At 65.4% G+C, this 19,533-nt stretch carries 15 protein-coding genes; 7 read left to right on the forward strand and 8 right to left on the reverse strand.

The genetic code is table 11. From position 1 onward, the window contains the following. Positions 1-17 precede the first annotated feature (17 nt). The 3 genes from LK535_RS00230 (at position 18) to LK535_RS00240 (ending at position 2,780) form a co-directional block, all read left to right on the forward strand. Positions 18-902, forward strand: coding sequence for a LysR family transcriptional regulator (locus LK535_RS00230; protein WP_227769898.1), 885 nt, complete (start codon positions 18-20; stop codon positions 900-902). After that, positions 899-2,350, forward strand: a complete 1,452-nt coding sequence (gene dacB / locus LK535_RS00235; RefSeq protein ID WP_227769899.1) for a D-alanyl-D-alanine carboxypeptidase/D-alanyl-D-alanine-endopeptidase — start codon at positions 899-901, stop codon at positions 2,348-2,350. Before LK535_RS00230 ends, dacB begins: the two co-directional genes overlap by 4 nt. Before the next feature lie 91 nt (positions 2,351-2,441). Further along, entirely contained in the window at positions 2,442-2,780 is a 339-nt protein-coding gene (locus LK535_RS00240; RefSeq protein WP_227769900.1) for a YciI family protein, read from the forward strand. A 27-nt stretch (positions 2,781-2,807) separates the two neighbouring features. On the opposite strand, the gene LK535_RS00245 is transcribed toward LK535_RS00240, so the two are convergent. Continuing rightward, a complete protein-coding gene (locus LK535_RS00245; RefSeq protein ID WP_227769901.1) occupies positions 2,808-3,824 on the reverse strand; it encodes a serine hydrolase domain-containing protein in 1,017 nt (338 codons plus the stop codon). Then, the gene (locus tag LK535_RS00250; RefSeq protein ID WP_227769902.1) at positions 3,821-5,329 is read right to left on the reverse strand and encodes an MFS transporter; all 1,509 of its coding nucleotides are present in this window, start codon (positions 5,327-5,329) and stop codon (positions 3,821-3,823) included. The genes LK535_RS00245 and LK535_RS00250 overlap by 4 nt, the downstream gene beginning before the upstream one ends. Before the next feature lie 128 nt (positions 5,330-5,457). Between LK535_RS00250 and LK535_RS00255 the strand changes: the two genes are divergently transcribed. Genes LK535_RS00255 through LK535_RS00265 form a run of 3 tightly spaced genes read left to right on the forward strand, consistent with a single transcriptional unit; the run spans position 5,458 to position 8,634 of the window. Further along, positions 5,458-6,351 (forward strand): BadF/BadG/BcrA/BcrD ATPase family protein, encoded by an 894-nt coding sequence (locus tag LK535_RS00255; protein ID WP_227769903.1) that lies wholly within the window; start codon positions 5,458-5,460, stop codon positions 6,349-6,351. Next, the gene (locus LK535_RS00260; RefSeq protein WP_227769904.1) at positions 6,348-7,742 is read left to right on the forward strand and encodes an FAD-binding oxidoreductase; all 1,395 of its coding nucleotides are present in this window, start codon (positions 6,348-6,350) and stop codon (positions 7,740-7,742) included. Before LK535_RS00255 ends, LK535_RS00260 begins: the two co-directional genes overlap by 4 nt. Beyond that, positions 7,732-8,634 carry an N-acetylmuramic acid 6-phosphate etherase gene (locus LK535_RS00265; protein WP_227769905.1) on the forward strand — a complete coding sequence of 301 codons (903 nt, stop codon included), beginning with the start codon at positions 7,732-7,734 and terminating at the stop codon, positions 8,632-8,634. The genes LK535_RS00260 and LK535_RS00265 overlap by 11 nt, the downstream gene beginning before the upstream one ends. Before the next feature lie 127 nt (positions 8,635-8,761). Here LK535_RS00265 and LK535_RS00270 read toward each other — a convergent pair whose 3' ends face one another. From LK535_RS00270 to acnD, 6 genes are all read right to left on the reverse strand, one after another. After that, positions 8,762-10,909, reverse strand: coding sequence for a TonB-dependent siderophore receptor (locus LK535_RS00270; protein WP_227769906.1), 2,148 nt, complete (start codon positions 10,907-10,909; stop codon positions 8,762-8,764). A gap of 87 nt (positions 10,910-10,996) precedes the next feature. Further along, positions 10,997-12,397, reverse strand: coding sequence for a short-chain fatty acyl-CoA regulator family protein (locus LK535_RS00275; protein WP_227769907.1), 1,401 nt, complete (start codon positions 12,395-12,397; stop codon positions 10,997-10,999). 140 nt (positions 12,398-12,537) lie between these two features. Then, positions 12,538-13,458 (reverse strand): methylisocitrate lyase, encoded by a 921-nt coding sequence (gene prpB, locus LK535_RS00280; protein ID WP_227769908.1) that lies wholly within the window; start codon positions 13,456-13,458, stop codon positions 12,538-12,540. 114 nt (positions 13,459-13,572) lie between these two features. Then, positions 13,573-14,730, reverse strand: a complete 1,158-nt coding sequence (prpC, locus tag LK535_RS00285) for a 2-methylcitrate synthase (protein ID WP_227769909.1) — start codon at positions 14,728-14,730, stop codon at positions 13,573-13,575. Positions 14,731-14,807: 77 nt separating this feature from the next. Then, complete coding sequence (prpF, locus tag LK535_RS00290; protein ID WP_227769910.1) at positions 14,808-15,998, reverse strand: 2-methylaconitate cis-trans isomerase PrpF; 1,191 nt, start codon at positions 15,996-15,998, stop codon at positions 14,808-14,810. After that, positions 15,998-18,622, reverse strand: a complete 2,625-nt coding sequence (gene acnD, locus LK535_RS00295) for a Fe/S-dependent 2-methylisocitrate dehydratase AcnD (RefSeq protein ID WP_227769911.1) — start codon at positions 18,620-18,622, stop codon at positions 15,998-16,000. The genes prpF and acnD overlap by 1 nt, the downstream gene beginning before the upstream one ends. A 230-nt stretch (positions 18,623-18,852) precedes the next feature. Here acnD and LK535_RS00300 point away from each other — a divergent pair, with 230 nt between their 5' ends. Further along, positions 18,853-19,512, forward strand: a complete 660-nt coding sequence (locus LK535_RS00300) for an epoxyqueuosine reductase QueH (RefSeq protein WP_227769912.1) — start codon at positions 18,853-18,855, stop codon at positions 19,510-19,512. Positions 19,513-19,533 lie beyond the last annotated feature (21 nt).

Here is a 19,533-nt window from a genome sequence, read left to right on the forward strand (position 1 = left end):
GCGCTAGGGACCCGGCCGTGAACCTGCGCCATATCGAAATCTTCCACGCCGTTTACGTCAACGGCTCCGTTTCCGCCGCGGCCCGTGCGCTGAATGTGTCGCAGCCCTCGGTATCGAAAACCCTGCGTCACGCCGAGACGCTGCTGGGTTTCGACCTGTTCCAGCGGATCGGCGGCCGGCTGGTGCCGACCGAGGACGCCCACAACCTCTTCGCCGATGTCGCGGAGATCCAGGAGCGCGTGCGCGCCCTACGCGAAGCCGGGCGCAACATGCGCAGCGGCGGTGGCGGCAGGTTGCGTATTTCCGCGCTGCCAAGCCTTGCCCTCGGCGTCCTGCCCGCAGCCGTTTCGCGCTTCATGGAGCGCCACCCGGACGTCCACTTCGACCTACAGACGGTTCATCACGACGACCTCCTCCGCAAGCTGTACGAGCGCGAGACCGACATTGCCGTGGCGAGCGAACCCCCACGCGGCGCCGCGCTGAGCAATACGTGGCTCGGCGAGGGGGAATTGGTGGTGCTCTATCGCGAAGCGGAAATGCCCGACGCGCCCGCCCGGGTGGAGCTGGCGGAGCTTGCCAACCGCCGCTTCATCTCACTGGCCGGAAGCGGGCCGATCGGTACGCTGCTGACCGACGAGCTCGACCGGCTGGGCATCGCGCTGGACGAAGTGGTTGCGGCGCGCACCTTCTATATCGCGGCCGCGCTGGTGCGCGCCGGCGTCGGCATCACGGTGGTGGACAGTTTTACGGCCGAGGCGTGGGTGGCGGAAGGGCTCGCCACGCGGCCGTTGAAGCCGTCGCTCACCTTTGACGTGCACGCGATTCACCTGCTCGACCGGCCGCCCTCAGCGCTGGCGAGCGAGTTTCTGGCTGTCTTGCGAGAGGAGATCGATACGGAATGATGCTGATCCTGCTGCCGTTGCTGGCTGCCGCTGCGGCGGACACATCATCCCCGACCCCGGCCACTGCCGCGCCCGCTCCGGTGACGGAGGCGCTTGGGACCGCGGCGACCGGCACCCGTATCGGCCTGCTGGTGGTTGACGAGACCGGACGCGAGATCGTCGCGATCCGGCCGGACGACCGCTTCGTTCCAGCGTCGAACACCAAATTGTTTACCACCGCCGCGGCCTTTGCCATGCTGGAGACGGAAGGTGCCGATACGGCTGCGGGCGCCAGCGTGCGGCTGGAACCGCGCGGCGCACTGCGGGACGTGGTTCTGGTGGGCGCGGGGGATGCGCGGCTTTCCAGCGCGCGGGATTGCACCAACGATTGCCTGGCGACGCTGGTGGATGCCGTGGCACGTGAGACGAAGGTCGTGGGCGACGTGATCGGTGACGACACCGCGTTTCCGGACGAACGCTGGCCAGCGGGCATGAGCTGGAACAACATGGTGGGCCGCTATGGCACGGCCGTGTCCGCGTTGACGATGGACGATAATGAAGTGGCGCTGATGGTGCGCCCTGGCCGCGCGGGTAGCGCGCCTGAGGTTTCCGGTGACGGCTATTACCGGATCGACAATCGCGTGGTGACCGTGCCCGCAGGAGGCAAGCGCTCGATCGGTTATATGCGCGAGCCCGGAAGCGATCTGCTGCGGCTGACGGGCACCATCCCGGCGGATGCCTCACCCTATGAAGTCAGATTGGGTGTCGATGATCCGGCGCACCGTGCCGCCTGGCGCTTTGCCGAACTTCTGCGGTCGGCGGGCGTCCGGGTCACCGGCAAGGTGGGCGTGCGGCATCGGCCGGTGATGCCGGCGGACGATCCCAAGGTGCGCGGCAACGCGCCGGCAGCGAGGCCGCCCGAAGTACCCGCGTTGGCAAGGCTGACCCCGGCACCGCTCCGCGAGGATTTGGTGCACACGAACAAGGTGAGCCAGAACCTGCACACCGAATTGCTGTTGCGGCGGGTGGGTGCGGTATCCGGAAGCGGATCGGTGGCCGACGGACATGCCGCGATGGATGCCGTGCTTGAGCGGGCGGGCATCCAGCGCTGGCAATATGACTTTGGCGACGGATCCGGGATGTCCAACTATAATCGGGTGACCCCGCGTGCCAGTGTCAGGCTGCTCCGTTGGGGTGCGGAACAGCCCTGGGGCGCGGCGTGGCGCGGAACCTTCCCGATCGCGGGTAAGGATGGGACGCTGGCAAACCGTTTCAAGGGCACGGCTCTGGAGGGGCGGCTGTTTGCGAAGACCGGCACACTGAATGCCTCCAACGCACTTGCTGGTTATTTCACGACGGCGACCGGCCGCACCTTTACCTTCGCCGCTTACGCGAATGACATGCCCGGCGACGTCAGCGCCACCGCTTCGCTTGACGCGGCACTGGTCGCCGTGGCGGCGGCGAACTGAGGAAGCCGATCCGGCGCCGCCTGAGGGGCGCAATGGCGGGAGCAAATCCCCCGCATTGCGGCCAGCGCTCAAGCGGCGCAGGATTAGAGCCATGACGAAGTACCTGATCTCGTTTCCGAGCGAAGCCATGATCGTCCCGGAGGACGAGTTGCAGGCGGTGGCGGATGCGGCGCGCGCCGTGATCGAGCAAGCGAAGGCGGCAGGCGTTTATGTCTTCGGCGGAGGCATCAACGAGCAGGTGGCGCCGGTTTTGGTGGCGGGCGACGGGTCCGCATCGCCGCAGATCTATCCGGGCAGTCAGCTGCGTGGCGGGTTCACGATCCTGGAACTGCCGACGCGGGACGAGGCGATGGCCTGGGCGCGCCGGCTTGCGGTCGCTTGCCGGTGTTCCCAGGAACTGCGCGAGTTCATGTACGATCCGGCGAGCTGAGGAGGTGACCGGCAGTGCTGCCTGTGTTCAAGCGGCGTCGAAAGCCTGGATCACCGCGTCGCCGGTTTCCGGGCGAAGGGTGAAGATGCCGCTGTCATGATGGCGCGTGGGGTGGACGCGATTGGTGAGTAGCGTCCACGCAAGGTCACGCTCGAAATCGATCCAGAGACCGGTGCCGGTGAAGCCTGTGTGGCCGATGGCGCCAGGCGAGCAGGCCTGACCACCCGACCAGCCGGGAAAGCGGATCTCCCAGCCGGCCGTACGATGACCCTCAACCGGTGTCCGAATTGCGTCCAGCATCGCGGGAGAAGCGGCAGAGCCGTCCAGCAGGCCGCGAGCGAAATCGAGGACGCCGTCGACGGTTCCGAACAGTCCGGCATGGCCGGTACGCCCGCCCATCGCCCAGCAATTTTCGTCGTGCACTTCGCCCTTCATGACCCGGCCCCGCCATTGGCAGTGTTCGGTTGCGACCGCCGGGCCCGGGGGCGGACCCCAGCTGAGGCCTTTGCCGAGCGGCTGGGCTTCCAGCCCGGCGCCGGTCAGTCGCTCGATAGCGATGCCGAGCAGGATGAAGTTGATATCCGAGTAGACCGACGGGCCGTGCCGCCATTCGCGCTGAAGAACGAAGGCCCGCAGGCGCGCCGGATCATCGCCATAGGTGTAGATCGGCTCCACGGCCGGGAGAAAGGTGCGATGCACCAGGCAGTCCCGGAAGGTCAGCCGACGTTCCGGCGCATTCGCGACATCATATTGGCGCAGATCCGGGATGGCGTCAGTGAGCGGACGATCGAGATCCAGCCGACCTTCGTCCGCCAGCCGCAGGATGAAACTGGTCGTGGCGATAACCTTGCTGACCGATGCAAGATCGAACCAGTGTTCGCGCGTGAGCGGCTCTTCCTCCGGTTCTCGCTGCGCCAGGCCGGCTAGGCGAACGGCGCGCGTACCATCGGCCGTAACGATGCCTAAAGCGGCGCCTGGAATACGGCCAGCGGACACAGCCGCGGCGGCGGGCGCAAAGCCGCCTTCGACAATGGAATCGATCATTCGCTCTCTTCGGATCTGGGGCGGATATGGGCGAGCAGCGGCAGGAACACGACGGCCACAAGGCTCAGTGCGCCAGACAACAGGAAGAAATTGTCATAGCCGATCCGGCCGACGATCGTCCCGCCGGCGCCTGAAAGCAGCCTCGGGAGCAAAAAGGCAAAGCCGGTCAGGAAGGCATATTGAGCACCGGGATACCGCGGGTTCACCAGCAAGGAGAGATAGACCACGAAAACGGCACCAGCGAAGCCGTTGCCGAACTGGTCTGCACCGGTTGCGATGTAGAGGAGCCCTTCGCTGACGGGCTGATGCTGAAGCCAGACAAAGCCGAAATTGCCGATCGCAGCCACGAGGGCCCCGATCGCCAGCATCCATGACATGGCGTGCCGAGTGACCATCCAGCCAGCGAGACCAACGCCGATCGCGCTGGCGGCAAGCGCCACAACGCTATCCGCACGGCCAATCTGTGACAGGGAGTAGCCGAGATCCTTGATCATCGGCTTGGAGAGATTGAGCGCGAGAACGTCGCCCATCCGATAAAGCGAGACGAACGCCAGCAGGATCAGCGCGCCGAAGCCATAGCGCCAGAAGAAATCGACGTAGGGGCCGAGCAGCGCGGAGCGGCGGATCGGCGCGTCGCTGGGTGCGCGGCGGATCTGCGGGAGTGCGGCGGCCATGAGCAGAAACGGAAGCATGCAGCAGCCCAGCACCCAGGGGGTGACGTTCGTGTCGGCATCAATTCCCGCGCCGGACGCGGCCCACAGGATGAGCCAGCCGATGGCGGCGGTGGCAACCATGGCGCTGCCGAGGATCATGCCGCTGGCGACCAGTCCGGTAGCAAGCGCGGGAACCCTCTCCCGGGCGTCGGGCGTGTGGCCGCGCATGGCGGCCAGGATCGGAAAGGGAAGAAATGCGGCCGCCGCGATGGCGAGGTAGGCAATCGTCCAACCACCCCAATCGGCAAGCAGGAGCGCGCCGCTGCCAGCGGCGACCATCGCTCCGCGATAGCCCCACAGATTGGCGGCAACGATCGGGCCTTGCTCGTCCTGCGTAGGATAAAGTTCGATACGCCAGGCATCGGCGGCGACTTCCAGCGTGGTTGTCCAGAAAGCCAGCAACACGGCAAACAGCGCGGTCACCCCGAGAGAGGCGTCTTCAGCGGTCCACGCCATCGCGACAAGAGAAGTGAAGATCCCAAGCTGGGCCAGCATCATCCAGCCGCGGCGCTGCCCGTAGAATCGGGAGAAGCCGGGGACGGCATACCGATCCAGCAGCGGCGCCCAGACGAACTTCAGGGTGGGCAGCAGCTGCACCCAGGCGAAGAAGCCGATCACGGCCAGCGCCACGCCATGTGCCTGTAGCCGGAGCGCGAGCACCGTGGAGAACATGTAAAAGGGCAGGCCCGCGGCGAACCCCAGCACGCCATAAAGGGCCATGCCGCGGCGATCGATGGCGGCCGGTGCGGAAGGTGGCTCAGCGAGCGCTGCCGGAGCAGCCAGTTCGGTCATGCCGCCGATCGTTCAACGCCCGCTCGCTCGCGTCAATCCCGGCAGCTGCGGTGAGTGGCGACGGCATCACTGCTGGTTATACCGGCGAGACAAGCCGATATGGGTCATCACGCGCCCGCGAGCGCAGAATGGCGATTGCGATGGTAAGCTGGTATCTCGGTGTGGATGCGGGCGGCAGCCACTGCCGCGCGCGATTGATCGACCAAAGCGGGTTGGTGATCGGCACGGGACACGCCGGGCCGGCCAACATGCGCATCGGCGCTGCCGCCGTGCGGGCAGTTTTCGACGATGTGATCGATCAAGCCCTGGAGTCCGCTGGCCTTGCCGCGAGCGCGCGCGCCGATATCGCGGCAGGCGTCGGCATCGCTGGCTTGTCACGGCCCGGGAGCGCCGAAGCGCTGCGCGCCATTGACTTTGGTCTGGCCAGAATAGCGTTCGCGACGGACGCGGCGATCGCCAACCTCGGCGCCCATCGGGGGCGAGACGGTGCGACTCTGATCCTGGGCACTGGCAGCATTGCGCAATTGCGGGTGGGTGGCACCGATTTCGCGATTGGCGGCTACGGGTTTCCCATTTCGGATGAGGGCAGCGGAGCGGCGCTTGGCCTCTCGGCGATGCGGCACGCCCTTCGTGCGCTGGATGGGCGCACGACCCGCACGCCGCTCGCTCTTGCCATCGCTGCGCGCTTCGGACACGCCATTCCGCAAGCGATTGCATGGATGGATCGCGCGACGCCGGCGGATTATGCCGCCCTCGCGCCGATCGTGATCCAATATGCGCAAGCGGACGATCCGATCGCGCGATCCATCGTGGAGGATGCCGCCGGCCATGTGGAGCGGTTCATCGAAACGATCTTTGAGCGGGGCGCGCCGGCCTGCGCGATCCTGGGCGGACTCGCACCGCACCTGCGACCGTGGTTGCGCGCCCGAACGGTTGCGAAGCTCAGCGAGCCGCTTGGGGATGCTTTGGACGGGGCGCTATTCCTTGCAGGCTTTGCCTTGCCGGAGGTGACACGCGAATGACGGCGCTGATCAGGCTGAGCGAGCAAATGGCCGATCGTTTCGGCGAACGGTGGATCACGCACGAAGCCGGCCGCGCACAGTTCATGGCAGCCGAAGGGCACCACGAGGCCCTACTGCCAGACGTCGTGGCGCAGCCACGCACCGCAGAAGAAGTACAGATCCTAATGCGGGCGGCGACAGCTCTGGCAGTGCCGATCGTGCCGCTGGGCGTCGGCACCTCTTTGGAGGGCAACGCCGGCGCGGTCGTCGACGCGGTCTCGGTCGACCTGTCGGGCATGAACCGCGTCCTTGAAGTGGCGCCAGAAGACCTTCTGTGCGTGGTGGAGCCCGGAGTCACTCGCGAGGCACTGAATGAGGAGCTGCGCGCAACGGGCTTGTTCTTCCCGATCGATCCCGGCGCGAATGCGACGATCGGAGGCATGATCTCCACCAGGGCGTCAGGAACGAACGCCGTGCGCTACGGTACGATGCGGGAAAACGTGCTGGGGCTGAAGGTCGTGCTGCCGGATGGCACGATGATCCGGACTGGCAGTCGGGCGCGAAAGTCAGCCGCGGGTTATGATCTCACACATCTGTTCACCGGATCGGAGGGCACACTCGGGCTGATCGTGGAAGCCACAGTTCGGTTGCACGGCATCCCGGAGACCGTTCTCGCCGGAAGTTGGGGGTTCGGCAGCCTGGAGGGCGCCGTTCAAACGGTGATCGAGACGATCCAGAGCGGCGTTCCCGTGGCGCGGATGGAGTTGCTGGACCCGGTGGCGATCCGAGCCTGTAACGCTTACGCAGGCCTTTCGCTGCCGGAACAGCCGACGTTGTTCGTGGAATTGCATGGTTCGCCCCGAGCCGTTCAGGAGCAATGCGAGCAGCTGGAAGCGATCGGCGGGTCGAATGGTGCGGGCACGCTGGTGATGTCAGCTGACCGTGACGAACAACGCCGCCTGTGGCGCGCGCGTCACGCCGCGCTGCCGGCAGCGCGCGCGCTAGTGCCGGATGCGGTGACATGGTCCACCGACATCTGCGTTCCGATCTCCAGCCTGGCGGAGGCGATCAGGCGTGCGAGGGCGGCAATCGATGCCGCAGGGTTGCTGGCGCCGATACTGGGGCATGTGGGCGATGGGAATTACCACGTCTTCTTCGTCTTGCGCCGGGATGATCCGAGCGCTTGGGCAAGAGCGCGGCAGGTCAACGAGGAACTGATCGACTTTGCGCTGTCGGTTGGGGGAACCTGCACCGGGGAACATGGCATTGGTATTGGCAAACGGGGGGCGCTGTTGCGTGAGCATGGCGGTGAAGCCGTCGCGCTGATGCGGCAGTTGAAGGCCGCGATCGATCCGGCAGGCCTGATGAACCCTGGCAAGATCTTCGCGGAGGCGTCGGCCGATGAGCACTGAGCAGGTCGATCCGCGCTACGTCTCCATCGACTGCTGGCCATCCGTCTCTGCGGTCGAGGCCATGCTGGAGGGCCAGATGGCGGCCATTGCGGCGATCAAGAGCCAGGTCGCGACCATTGCGTCCGCCGCGGAGGCTGCTGCCCGGCGGCTCGGGGCCACGGGGCGATTGATTTATGCTGGCGCGGGTACGTCGGGCCGCGTTGCCGTGCAGGATGGGGTGGAGTTGTTCCCGACCTATAACTGGCCGCGCGAGCGGCTCGTATTCCTGATGGCCGGCGGATCGGCTGCCCTGACCGAAAGTGTCGAGGGAGCCGAAGATGATGCAGCAGCCGGCCGTGAAGCGGTCGCGCAGCTTGGCGTTGAGGCGAGCGACGTGGTGATCGGCGTCGCCGCCAGCGGGCGTACACCCTACACGTTGGCAGTGACCGAGGCTGCGCGCGAGGCGGGCGCCTTGACCATCGGGGTAGCGAACAATCCAGGCGTCGGCCTGCTTACCAAGGCGGAGCATGCGATCCTGGCGGACACGGGAAGTGAAATCGTGGCTGGATCGACCCGGATGAAGGCGGGAACAGCGCAAAAGGCGGTGCTCAACCTGCTGTCCACCACCATCATGCTGCGCCGCGGATTGGTGCATCAGGGCCTGATGGTGAACATGCGGGTCTCCAACCGCAAGCTGCGTGGGCGCGCTGAGGCGATGGTCTCGAATATTGCCGGGGTCAGCCGCGACGTGGCAGCTGCGGCCCTGGACCGGGCGGGAGAAGAGATCCGGAGGGCGGTGCTGGTGGCTCTGGGTGCATCCGCGGACGAGGCAGACGACTTGCTCGTCGCGCATGACGGTGCTCTGGCGGGAGCAATGGCGGCTTTGAGGCCACGGCAAGCGGCAGAGTGCTGATCGCGAAGCGCTGGGTTGATCAGGGCAGGCGCCGCTGCGTTGGTCAGCAGTCAATAGCCGCACCAGCGCCGGTATATCGCCGGTCCCGCTCGAACCGAGCGGGACCAAGAGGCGTAGACTGTCTCGATCAGTAGCGGAAGCTCACCGTCCCGAGGACCGTCCGGGGCGGGCCGTAGAAGCTTTGGTCGAACGTCAGGGCACTAAGGTACCGCTTGTTCGTAGCGTTGCGCACGTTGACGCCGATCGCAACATTCGGCGTGAGTTCGTAGCGGCCCATCAGGTCCATTAGCACATACCCACCCTGTTCCAGCCGGATCGGATCACCAGCAGGCGTGAGGCCGCCCGGCTCGAAGTAGAAGTCACTCTGGTACTGGAGTGAGGTGCCAAGCTTCAGCTTTGGCAGCGCTGGCGGTGCGTAGGTGATGTTCAGGCGACCAACGTTGCGGGGCACGAACGTGCGCTCGGGTTCGTCGTTCTGATCCCGGATCCGCATCGTCGTGAAGCCACCAGTGGCTTGCAGGCCCGCCGCGAGCTCACCGCCGAACTCAAGCTCAACGCCTTGCGACTTTGCATCGACCGGAATGTACACGGTGCGGCCCAGGGTCGAGTCGAACTGGCCGAAGGCGGTGTTGTTCTGGCGCGCCTGGAACAATGCTGCGCTGGCGTATAGCCGTCCGCCGAACCATTCCGCCTTGAGGCCAGCCTCGAGATTGTCCCCCACGATCGGCGGCAGGATTTCGTTTGTCGCGCTTACCTCAACCTGCGGACGGAAGATCTTCGCATAGCTGGCATACAGGCTGAGGTTTGAGGAGATATCGAATGTGGCGCCGACGAACGGCGAGAAGCGCGAGCGGTCGTAAGCCTGGGCTGTTCCGTAGGAATCGCCTTCACTGGTGGCGTGGGTGAAGTTGCCGCCCAGCATGACCTTCAGCGGATCAGCCAGATTCAGGCGTGCGAGGCCGTAGACGGTCTCGCGTACCAGGTGGGTGTCGAGGCTGAGTGCGTAGGGCGTCGGGAAATCGACCCGAGGGAACGCACCATCGAAGAAGGTGTCGAGCGACAGCGGAATGCCGACCTGGCTGTAATCATAACTGGAATATTGCCGGTACTTTTCGGCACCGCGCTGCAGCCCGAGCACGACGTCGTGATCCCGGCCGCCGGCCGAGAGCTTGCCGCTGAGATACCCATCAATCGTCAGGTTTCGAGTCTCGCCCTTGAAGGCGCCGGGATAGCTGAAGATCGCGCGTGTATCGTCGGGATCGTTCGGATCCCCGAAGTCGATACCGCCTGGTGCGCCGCGGACCGGGTTGCCGTAGACGTAGAAGAGCCGGTCGTCCTCGCTGTTGGCGCGCCGCAGTACCGACAGTTTTGCCGTCCAGCCGTTCCCGAAGTCGTGGGTCAGATCTCCGAAGATCTGGCGCTCCACCACGCCCCATGAGGACCATTCCGGCGCGTAATTCGCGCTGCGATCAAACTCGAGCCGCGTGCCATCAGTATAATAAAGCGGGATCGCCCCCCACATGGCGCCGCGACTGCGATGATCCTGATGGCCATAGCCTGCGGAGATCACGGTGTTGGAACCAAGATCGGCCTCGACGATGCCATAGCCCGTCCAACGCTGCAGGCCGTAGCGATCAAGGTGGCTGTCCGTATCAAGATACGCACCGACCGCGCGGGCCCGGATCGAACCGTCCCGGGTCAGCGGTACGCTGACATCGGCATCGACGCGGAAATTGTCGTAGGAGCCATATTGCACACTGCCGGAGGCCTTCAGCTCGCGGTAGGGGCGTTTCCGGATGAAGTTGACCACGGCTGAAGGGTTACCCGTGGGGGATAGCAGGCCGGGCGCGCCACGGACCACTTCGATGCGATCATAGATGGCGGTATCGATGGACCCGGTCTGGATGCCAAATGAAAAGGGCAGGCCAATCCCGTCGACCTGGAACGTCTGAATGTCGAACCCGCGCGCAGAGTAGTAGATGCGGTCAGTGTCCGAAGTCAGGACGCTGACGCCCGGCACGGTATTCAGCAGTGCGTTGACGTCGTTCAGCTGGAAATCGTCGATCTGGGCGCGGGTCACGACGCTGATGGACTGCGGCGTCTCCCGCTGGCTCATCTGAATGCGTGTGGCGGTTCGTTGCGTCCGCACACCATAATCATCGCTGCCTTCGCTGCGCTGACCGGTCACCACGATGTCCTCGCCGCGCTGCGCCTCGGCGAGCGCTTCCGGAGCGGCAATCGCGGCAGCGCTGGCCAGCAATGCAGAGATCATCATGGTTCGTGCCTCCCTTGAATGGGAAGCCCGCTAGAAGCGTTTGCCTGCTATTGCAAGCGAAACTCATTATCGGAAGTTGAGGCTGGATTAGGCGACTGGATAGGGGGTCAGGGTCGCGCGGTTCTCATCCGCGGCGACCGCGCGGCCAATCATGGGGAAGGCGCGTTGCGGGCAGGCGGTGCGTTCGCACACCTTGCACGCGACGCCGATCGGGGTGGCGGCGGACGGATCGCTGAGGTCAAAACCGCGCGAATAGACGAGGCGGTGCGCGTGGCGGATGTCGCAGCCGAGCGCGATGGCGAAGGTCTTGCCGGGCTCGCCAAAGGCGCCGGCGGTGCGGCGCACCGTGCGCGCGACCCACAGATAGGTGCGGCCGTCGGGCATTTGCGCGACCTGGCGCAGCACGCGGCCGGGCTGGGCGAAGGCCTCATACACCTTCCACAAGGGGCAGCTGCCGCCGACGCGCGAGAAGTGGAAGTCGGTCGCCGACTGCCGCTTGGAGATATTGCCCGCGCGGTCGACGCGGATGAAGAAGAAGGGGACGCCGCGCGCCTCTGGCCGCTGGAGCGTGGAAAGACGGTGGCAGATCGTTTCGAACCCGACGCCGAAATAGCGCCCGAGGCGCTCGATATCATAGGCCTGCGGCTCCGCCGTGGCGAGAAAGTCGGCATAGGGGAGAAGCAGCGCGCCGGCGAAGTAATTGGCTAGGCCGATCCGCGCGAGCCGGCGTGCCTCGCTGCCGGTCAGAACCGGGCTGCTGGCGAGATCGTCGATCAGGTCGCCGACTTCCAGGAAGGCGAGCTGCGTCGCCATCTGGAACGCCTGCTGGCCGGCCCGCAGATCGGGCGAGATGTGAAGGACGCGGGTGTCGGGATCGTAGCGGCGCTGCACCGAGCCCGGCTGGGCATGGACGACGCGGATGTCGTGCAGCCGCTGGAAGCGCTCGATCAGCCCCGCATGGACCATACGGGGGGCAAAACCGGCCTCCCGGTAGAGGCGCTCGGCCGCCTGATCGAGCGGTTCGATATGGTTGTTATGCGCATGGAAGAACTCGCGCACCTGTTCGAACGGCATGCGCGCCGAGCCACCGCCGAGCCATTCATTGCCAAGCTGATCAGCCATCGCCTCGGTCCGCTCGATCATCTCGCGGTGACGGCGCTGGAGGCTGATGAGGGTGCGCGCCACGGCGGGCATGTTGGTGGCGAGCTCGCGGATTTCGGCGAGCGCGATCGGCTCGGGCGCTTCGGCGAGGCTGTCGCGCAGGTCGGTGATGAGGCGCGCCTCCTCATCCTCCGAGAATAGCTGCACGTCGATGCCGAAAACGGCGTTGATCTTCAGCAGCACCGGCATGGTCAGCGGGCGCTGGTTCTGTTCGATCTGGTTGAGGTAGCTGGTCGAGATGCCGAGCGCATGGGCGAGCTCGACCTGTTTCAGTCGCCGTTCCTCGCGTAGCCGCCGCAGCCGCACGCCCATGAAGGTCTTCCGCATGTGCGCCTTTGCACCTTTCGCATCCAGCGGCCGGCGGGAAGCCAGCGTTGCCGGATCGGGAGCTTAGCGCCTTGCGGATGTTGCGAAAAGGCGGGTGGCTGCCCGGCCGGCGCGACGCCGGCCGGGCATACCGAAGCGGATCAGCCCTCCTGCGGCATCACCGGCACCACCGTCTTGATGATGCTGGCGTCGAGTTCCTCGAAATCATGGAGGCCGATCGTGTCGTACAGCTCCTGACGAGTCTGCATCCGGTCGACATACTTGTGCGTGCCGCCATGCTCCTTGATCGAAGCATAGAGTTCCGCCTGCGCCTTGTTGGCGACGCGTAGGGACGAAACCGGCCAGATCACCATCTTGTAGCCCATCTCCTCGAATTCCTTCGCGGTGTAGAAGGGCGTCTTGCCGAATTCGGTCATGTTGGCGAGCAGCGGCACGTTGGGCAGTGCCTTGGCGAACTTCTCGAACAATTCGCGCGTGTTAAGCGCCTCGGGGAAGATCGCGTCGGCGCCGGCCTCGACATAGAGCTTGGCGCGATCGACCGCGGCGTCGAAGCCCTCGACACCGGCGGCGTCGGTGCGGGCGACGATGACGATGTCACGCGCGGCCTTCTTCGCAGCGGCGACCTTGGTCGCCATGTCCATCGCCGAGACGAGGTTCTTGCCGTTCAGGTGGCCGCACTTCTTCGGCAGGATCTGGTCCTCGAGGTGGACTGCGCCGGCCCCGGCATCCTCGAAGGTGCGGACCATGTGCATCACGTTCAACGCCTCGCCATAGCCGGTGTCGCCATCGACGAGCAGCGGCAGGCCCGACGAGCGGACGATCTGGCGGATGAAGAAGGCGACTTCATCGACGGTGATGATGCCGAGATCGGGCAGGCCCATCGAGGCGGTCATCGCCGCGCCCGACAGGTACAGGCCGTCGAAGCCGGCGTTGCGCGCCTGGATCGCGGCCTGGCCATTGTGCGCGCCGGGCAGCTGGAAGATGCCCGGACGCTCGAGGCCGGCGCGGAAGCGCTTGCCGGCGGATTCGGTGGGGAGGTCGGAGGCGAGGAGGTAAGGCATTATCGGTCCTTGCTTATTCAGCGTCTGATTTGGGTTGGCGTCAGCATTTTTTTAGCTTGGCGCGGCCCTCGACGATGGCCGCGCCTCCGATCCTCTCACTACGTCAGCGGGCGCTTACTTGCGCTCGGCCAGCGGCACCCACTTGAGGTCTTCCGGACCCGTGTAGTTCGCCGACGGGCGGATGATCTTGTTGTCTTCGCGCTGTTCGATGACGTGCGCTGCCCAGCCCGAGGTGCGGGCGATGACGAACAGCGGGGTGAACATCGCGGTGGGGACGCCCATCATGTGATAGGAGACGGCCGAGAACCAATCGAGGTTCGGGAACATCTTCTTCACTTCCATCATCACCGATTCAAGCCGGTCGGCGATGTCGTACATCTTGGTGGAGCCAGCCTCGTCCGACAGCTTCTTGGCGACGCGCTTGATGACGACGTTGCGCGGATCGCTGATCGTATAGACGGGGTGGCCGAAGCCGATGATGACTTCCTTGGCTTCCATGCGCTTGCGGATGTCGGCCTCTGCCTCGTCCGGGTTCTGGTAGCGCTTCTGGATCTCGAACGCGACTTCGTTGGCGCCGCCGTGCTTGGGGCCGCGCAGCGCGCCGATCGCGCCGGTGATGCACGAATGCATGTCCGACCCGGTGCCGGCGATGACGCGGCTGGTGAAGGTCGAGGCGTTGAACTCATGCTCGGCATAGAGGATCAGCGAGGTGTGCATCGCCTGCACCCAGCTATCGGACGGCTTTTCGCCGTGGAGCAGGTGGAGGAAGTGGCCGCCGATCGATTCATCGTCGGTCTCGACTTCGATCTCAACGCCGTTGTTCGACAGATGGTACCAATAGAGCAGCATCGAGCCGAGGCTAGCCATCAGCCGGTCGGCGATGTCGCGCGCGCCCGGTGAGTTGTGATCGTCCTTTTCCGGCAGCGCGCAGCCGAGCGCCGACACGCCGGTGCGCATCACGTCCATCGGGTGGGCGGCGGCGGGGAGGGCGGCGAGCGCCTCCTTCACGGCCAGCGGCAGGCCGCGCAACGCCTTCAGTTTCGCCTTGTACGCCTTGAGCTCGGCCGCATTGGGGAGCCAGCCGTGGACGAGGAGGTGGGCAATTTCCTCGAACTCCGCCGTCTCGGCGAAATCGAGGATGTCATAGCCGCGGTAGTGCAGGTCGTTGCCGGTGCGGCCGACGGTGCACAGCGCGGTGTTGCCGGCGGTGACGCCGGAGAGGGCGACGGACTTCTTCGGCTTGAAGGTGGGAGCGGTGGCGGTGTCGGTCATGCTCTTTCGGTCCTCTTTGACTAATCAATCTGCCCGTTTCGGGCGTGTTGCAGCTTCTACCCGTGCCGGGCAGCTGGTCAGAAGCTTCCTTCGGGCACGCGCACATGCCCTTCCATGAGGATACGTGCGCTGCGGCTCATGATCGCCTTGGTGACGGTCCACTGGCCGTCGACCAGCTTCGCCTCGGCGCCAACGCGCAAGGTGCCCGAGGGGTGGCCGAAGCGGACCGCCTGGGGTTCCCCGCCGCCGGCCGCCTGGTTGACGAGGGTGCCGGGCACGGCCGCGGCGGTGGCGATGGCGACCGAGGCGGTGCCCATCATCGCATGGTGGAGCTTGCCCATCGACAGCGCGCGGACGAGCAGGTCGATATCCTCGCCCTTGACGATCTTGCCGCTCGACGAGGCGTAGTCGGTCGGGGGCGCGACAAAGGCGATCTTTGGCGTGTGCTGCCGCTTGGCGGCTTCCTCGGGCGACTTGATGAGGCCCATCTTGAGCGCGCCGATCGTGCGCAGCGTCTCGAAGCGGCGCAGCGTGTCGGGATTGTTGTTGATCGTCTCGCGGAGTTCGGTGCCGGTGAAGCCGATGTCGGCGGCATTAACGAAGATCGTCGGGATGCCGGCGGTGATCATCGTCGCCTTGAGCTTGCCGCCGGGCACGATCTCCTCCGGCACGTCGAGTTCGTCGACGAGGTTGCCGGTCGGGAACATCGAGCCGCCCTCTTCGCCGTCGTCGGCGGGGTCGACGAATTCAAGGACGATCTCGGCCGCCGGGAAAGTGACGCCATCGAGCTCGAAGTCGCCGGTTTCCTGCACTTCCCCGTTGGCGACGGGGACGTGCGCGATGATCGTCTTGTTGATGTTCGCCTGCCAGATGCGCACCGTGCACATCCCGTTTTCGGCGCGGTTCGCATCGACATAGCCGGCGTGGATCGCAAAGGCGCCCGCGCCGGTCGACAGGTTGCCGCAATTGCCCGACCAGTCGACGAAATCGGTGTCGATCGACACCTGACCGTAGAGATAGTCGACGTCATGATCCGGCTGGCTGCTCGGCGAGACGATGACGCATTTGCTGGTACTGGACGTCGCGCCGCCCATGCCGTCGATCTGCGCGCCATAGGGATCGGGGCTGCCGATGACGCGCTGGAACAGCTTGTCACGGGCGGGACCCGGAACCCGGGCGGCTTCGGGCAGATCCTCCAGCCGGAAGAACACGCCCTTGCTGGTGCCGCCACGCATGTAGGTGGCGGGGATGCGGACCTGGCCGGCCATTATGCCGCCGCCGCTTCGGATTCGAGGAAATCCTGTGCGAACCGCTGCAGCACGCCGCCCGCCTCGTAGATCGAGACTTCCTCGGCAGTATCGAGGCGGCAGGTGACGGGCACCTCTTCGGTCGTCCCATCCTTACGGTGAATGATCAGCGTCAGCGTGGCGCCGGGCTGACGATCCCCGATCACGTCATAGGTCTCGGTACCGTCGAGGCCGAGCGTCAGGCGGGTGGTGCCCGGCTTGAACTCGCACGGCAGCACGCCCATGCCGATGAGGTTGGTGCGGTGGATCCGCTCGAAGCCCTCAGCCACGATTGCCTCGACGCCGGCGAGGCGGACGCCCTTAGCCGCCCAGTCACGCGAGGAGCCTTGGCCGTAGTCGGCGCCGGCGATGATGATCAGCGGCTGCTTGCGCTGCGCGTAGGTCTCCATCGCCTCCCACATGCGCATGACGACACCGTCCGGCTCGACCCGGGCGAGGCTGCCGCGCTTCACCTGGCCGTCGACCACCGCCATCTCGTTGACGAGCTGCGGGTTGGCGAAGGTCGCGCGCATCGCGGTGAGGTGATCGCCGCGGTGCGTGGCGTAGGAGTTAAAGTCCTCCTCCGGCACGCCCATCTTCGCCAGATACTCACCCGCCGCCGACGAGGGCAGGATCGCATTCGAGGGCGAGAGGTGGTCGGTGGTGATATTGTCCGGCAGGATGGCGAGCGGGCGCATCCCCTTCAGCGTGCGCGGATGCGCGGCGAGCGCGCCGACGCCCTCGGTATCCCAGTATGGCGGGCGGCGGATGTAGGTCGACATCGGGCGCCAGTCATAGAGCGGGCTGATCTTTTCCGCCGAGCGGGCGCGCGCGCCGAACATCGGCTCATAGACCTTGCGGAACTGCTCCGGCTTCACGTGCGCGGAAACGATCGCGTCGATCTCCTCGTCGGTCGGCCAGAGATCCTTGAGGCGGATTTCCTTGCCGTCTACGACACCCAGCACGTCCTGCTCGATATCGAAGCGGACGGTGCCGGCGAGCGCATAGGCGACCACCAGCGGCGGCGAGGCGAGGAACGCCTGCTTGGCATAAGGATGGATGCGGCCGTCGAAGTTGCGGTTACCCGAGAGAACGGCGGTAGCATACAGATCGCGGTCGATGATCTCCTGCTGGATCTCCGGATCGAGCGCCCCCGACATGCCGTTGCAGGTGGTGCAGGCGAAACCGACGATGCCGAAGCCGAGCTTCTCGAGCTCGGGCAGGAGGCCGGCCTCCTCCAGATAGAGGCGCGCGACGATCGAGCCGGGGGCGAAGCTGGTCTTCACCCAAGGCTTGCGCACGAGGCCAAGGTCATTGGCCTTCTTCGCGACGAGGCCGGCGGCGACGACGTTGCGCGGATTCGACGTGTTGGTGCAGCTGGTGATCGCGGCGATGATGACCGCGCCGTCCGGCAGCAGACCCTGGCGTTCCTCTTCCTGCGCGGCCTCAAGCCCGACGGCGATGCCGCTTTCCTCCAACGCGGAGGTCGGCAGGCGGCGGTGCGGGTTGGACGGGCCGGCGAGATTGCGCACCACGGTCGAGAGGTCGAACTCAAGGACACGCTCATATTGCGCGGTCTTCAGCGAATCGCCCCACAAGCCCGTGTGCCTGGCGTAAGTTTCGACCAGCTTCACCTGCTCTGGCTCGCGGCCGGTGAGAAGGAGATAGTCGATCGTCTGCTGGTCGATGTAGAACATCGAGGCGGTCGCGCCGTACTCGGGACACATGTTGGAGATGGTCGCGCGGTCACCGATCGTTAGGCTTTCAGCACCCTCCCCGAAGAATTCGAGCCACGCGCCGACGACCCGCTCCTTGCGGAGGAATTCGGTGATCGCGAGGACGATGTCGGTCGCGGTGATGCCGGGCTGGCGCTTGCCGGTGAGCTTCACGCCGACGATTTCGGGGAGGCGCATCATCGATGCGCGGCCGAGCATGACGGTTTCCGCCTCAAGCCCGCCGACGCCAATGGCGATCACGCCCAGAGCGTCAACGTGCGGCGTGTGGCTGTCCGTGCCGACGCAGGTGTCGGGGAAGGCGACGCCGTCGCGCAGCTGGATGACGGGTGACATCTTCTCCAGGTTGATCTGGTGCATGATGCCGTTGCCGGCGGGGATCACGTCTACGTTCTGAAACGCCTCTTTGGTCCACTCGATGAAGTGGAAGCGATCCTCGTTGCGGCGATCCTCGATCGCGCGGTTCTTCTCGAACGCCTGGGGATCGAAGCCGCCATGCTCCACCGCGAGGCTGTGATCGACGATCAGCTGAGTCGGGACGACCGGGTTCACCTTGGCCGGATCGCCGCCCTTGTCGGCGATCGCATCGCGCAGGCCGGCGAGGTCAACGAGCGCGGTCTGGCCGAGGATGTCGTGGCAGACGACGCGCGCGGGATACCAGGGGAAATCGAGATCGCGCTTGCGCTCCACGATCTGGGTCAGCGCATCGGTGAGCAAGGCGGGATCGCAGCGGCGCACCAGCTGCTCGGCCAGCACGCGCGAGACATAGGGCAGGCCATCATAGGCGCCGGGGCGGATCGCCTCAATCGCCTCGCGCGTGTCGAAGAAGTCGACGTTCGTGCCGGGAAGCTGTTTGCGGAATGCTTTGTTCATGGGCGAATCTCTACCTGGCGTTGCTCGGCGCACAGGAACGAGGCTCTAACCCGGGCGTGCGCGTCGCGTCGTACGATCACGGTCCCTTCATTTGTGCATTATCCGCAACGACGCAACCCATGCGGGCCCGTTAAAGGGCGAAGATCGGCGGATGCGCGCCGGACGGCTTGCGAACTTTGCGAAGATAGCGCTTTTGCCCTCCGGGCCGACTTCCCGTATATCGCCGCGCCATGACCGAGATCGAACGCCCCCTGCTGACCCCGCCCGAGGGCCACAAGAAAGTGCTGCTGCACAGCTGCTGCGCGCCGTGTTCCGGCGAGGTGATGGAAGCGATGACGGCGAGCGGGATCGACTACACGATCTTCTTCTACAATCCGAACATCCACCCCAAGGAAGAATATCTCCTGCGCAAGGAGGAGAATATCCGCTTCGCCGAGAAGCATGACGTGCCGTTCGTCGATGCCGATTATGACACGGTGAACTGGTTCAAGCGCGCCAAGGGGATGGAGCAGGAGCCCGAGCGCGGTATCCGCTGCACCATGTGTTTCGACATGCGGTTCGAGCGCACCGCGCTCTATGCGCATGAGAATGGCTTCCCGGTCATCACCTCGTCGCTGGGGATTTCGCGTTGGAAGAACATGGCGCAGATCAACGATTGCGGCGAACGCGCGGCATCGCATTACCCCGACCTCAGCTATTGGACGTTCAACTGGCGCAAGGGCGGCGGCGCGGCACGGATGATCGACATTTCCAAGCGCGAGCATTTCTACCAGCAGGAATATTGCGGCTGCGTCTATTCGCTGCGCGACACCAATGCGCATCGCGTGTCGCAGGGGCGGCCGGAGATCGAGATCGGCAAGCTGTTCTACGGGGCTGACGAACAGTCTTGATACGCTGATCCCGCGACGAGT

It is taken from the genome of Sphingomonas sp. IC4-52, from assembly GCF_020707225.1.
In the GTDB taxonomy this organism is placed as follows: domain Bacteria; phylum Pseudomonadota; class Alphaproteobacteria; order Sphingomonadales; family Sphingomonadaceae; genus Sphingomonas.

Coding starts and splice junctions, on each gene's coding strand:
- LK535_RS00265 (WP_227769905.1), top strand. CDS start 7,732: ATGAGCACTGAGCAGGTCGATCCGCGCTACGTCTCCATCGACTGCTGG.
- LK535_RS00250 (WP_227769902.1), bottom strand. CDS start 5,329: ATGACCGAACTGGCTGCTCCGGCAGCGCTCGCTGAGCCACCTTCCGCA.
- LK535_RS00260 (WP_227769904.1), top strand. CDS start 6,348: ATGACGGCGCTGATCAGGCTGAGCGAGCAAATGGCCGATCGTTTCGGC.
- dacB (WP_227769899.1), top strand. CDS start 899: ATGATGCTGATCCTGCTGCCGTTGCTGGCTGCCGCTGCGGCGGACACA.
- prpF (WP_227769910.1), bottom strand. CDS start 15,998: ATGGCCGGCCAGGTCCGCATCCCCGCCACCTACATGCGTGGCGGCACC.
- LK535_RS00240 (WP_227769900.1), top strand. CDS start 2,442: ATGACGAAGTACCTGATCTCGTTTCCGAGCGAAGCCATGATCGTCCCG.
- LK535_RS00270 (WP_227769906.1), bottom strand. CDS start 10,909: ATGATGATCTCTGCATTGCTGGCCAGCGCTGCCGCGATTGCCGCTCCG.
- LK535_RS00245 (WP_227769901.1), bottom strand. CDS start 3,824: ATGATCGATTCCATTGTCGAAGGCGGCTTTGCGCCCGCCGCCGCGGCT.
- LK535_RS00300 (WP_227769912.1), top strand. CDS start 18,853: ATGACCGAGATCGAACGCCCCCTGCTGACCCCGCCCGAGGGCCACAAG.
- LK535_RS00255 (WP_227769903.1), top strand. CDS start 5,458: ATGGCGATTGCGATGGTAAGCTGGTATCTCGGTGTGGATGCGGGCGGC.
- acnD (WP_227769911.1), bottom strand. CDS start 18,622: ATGAACAAAGCATTCCGCAAACAGCTTCCCGGCACGAACGTCGACTTC.
- prpC (WP_227769909.1), bottom strand. CDS start 14,730: ATGACCGACACCGCCACCGCTCCCACCTTCAAGCCGAAGAAGTCCGTC.
- prpB (WP_227769908.1), bottom strand. CDS start 13,458: ATGCCTTACCTCCTCGCCTCCGACCTCCCCACCGAATCCGCCGGCAAG.
- LK535_RS00275 (WP_227769907.1), bottom strand. CDS start 12,397: ATGCGGAAGACCTTCATGGGCGTGCGGCTGCGGCGGCTACGCGAGGAA.